Origin of the sequence: Halorubrum sp. Atlit-26R, from assembly GCF_003666015.1 — an archaeon.
GTDB lineage: Archaea > Halobacteriota > Halobacteria > Halobacteriales > Haloferacaceae > Halorubrum.
This window is the reverse complement of the sequence record NZ_QPLT01000049.1, coordinates 1-1627: the sequence shown is the minus strand read 5'-3', so window position 1 is coordinate 1627 and position 1627 is coordinate 1. Positions and strand designations below refer to the sequence as shown.

Here is a 1627-nt window from a genome sequence, read left to right as displayed (position 1 = left end):
CGGCTATACTGTCGAAGAGGCAGAAGAGAATCTTGGGATTCTCCGCCGTGTTACTGAGGATGTCGTCGAAGCGATCGAGAATGCAGAGAGCGAAGAGGTACTAGAGTACCTCATCGAAGATCAGGAGCTTGATCGACTACACGACGGTGAGCGTGGTCTTGGGCAAGTTCGTCGTGCTGTCCTCGAATCGTCACTTGCGTCCGATCGTCTCAAACGTATTGTGAGTCTGCGGGGCGACGAAACCCCCGAAGAGATTCTGGTCCCTCGGGATGTTCAGCGAAACGCGAAGGTTGCATTAGAGGCTGGAAAGCCTGTCGTCCTCTACGGGCCGACCGGAACCGGGAAAACCACCTTCGCTAAGCAACTCGCCAGAGAGACGAGCATCGGCTACAGCCTCAACACTGCAACGCCGTCGTGGACTCCGTCCGACATCATTGGTGGCGTCAGTCCGGATTATACCGGCGAATCGCTAAGCTACCGAACAAAGCTTGGATGTGTCTCAGAAGCCGTAGAGCGCGCGCGTGACTTCGATGTCGAGTATGGAGTCATCTTGGACGAAATCACCCGAGCCGACATCTCGAAGATCTTTGGGCCTCTCTATACGGCCATCGAGAACCCCCACCAGACGATCTTCGAGACTGACGAGGGGAAGACGATCGAACTCGACGAGCGGGTGAACATCATCTGTACGATGAATATGTCGGATCGCACGGTGAACGAACTTGACAACGCGATCACCCGCCGTTTTGCGATGATCGAGCTCGACGAATACGAGGAAGACAAACGTCGGCAGCTGTTCAAGGACTGGATCACCACGCACGTTACCAGCGAGACGGATCTTGACGAGAACCAGATTCTACGGCTCTTCGAGCGTGACTACGAAGGCATCAACCACGGGAATGAAGCGACCTCACAGGGGCCGATTATGCGGTTCGGGCCGATGCACTACCGTGACGTGGCGGTCTTCCTCGGCGTCGGGTGTCGTGAGGGCGGCGAATACGAGTACGACCAAACGGACGCAGTCGGCCAAGCGTTCCGTACCTACATCGTTCCTCGTCTGCTGAATGCCGCGGCATTCCCGCAGATCGAACGGATCGCAGAACACTACCGAGCACTCAACGGCGAATTCGAGGACTACGATCTTTCCCCTGCAGCTGAACTTGCAGAACGCGAACTCGAACAAGAGCGTCGCCAGATGGGTTCCTACGAGTAATGAGCACCGTCGACGAAGTCTACGAATACGGGCAAGATACCTTCAACATCCCCGAGCGGGGTGAGATCCGGATAGAGGGCTGTCCGTCGTCCATAATGGACCAGCTTCGTCGCGCGTCGTTCACCCAGGAGAGCCCCGGCGTTTTCACGAAGAGCCAGGAAGCACTCGACTCGGACCAGGAATACGAGGTCGTGACCGTCACAGTAGACGGCGACGATAACGAGATACTCCACGTCGAAGCGACGGACATCGTCGGCGTCGTGAGTCTCACGCCATCAGCGAAGGTACAGGTCGATCCAAAGATCGACTGGGAGTACATCTTCGATATGCTGTTGGCGGTTTACGACCAGAACCGGTCGATCGAGTATCACGGCATTCCGCTCCAGGATTTCCTCTCCGACGACATCCATCTCG

Annotated in this window: 1 protein-coding gene and 1 pseudogene; both read left to right on the top strand. The window is 56.4% G+C overall.

All coding sequences use genetic code 11. The annotated features are described in order from the left end of the window. A partial coding sequence (locus tag DVK07_RS19105; protein WP_233565522.1) for an AAA family ATPase occupies positions 1–1213 on the top strand: 1213 nt, incomplete at its 5' end. Continuing rightward, positions 1213–1627, top strand: a pseudogene (locus DVK07_RS19100) (restriction endonuclease); the annotation flags it as partial. The gene DVK07_RS19105 and the pseudogene DVK07_RS19100, both read left to right, overlap by 1 nt.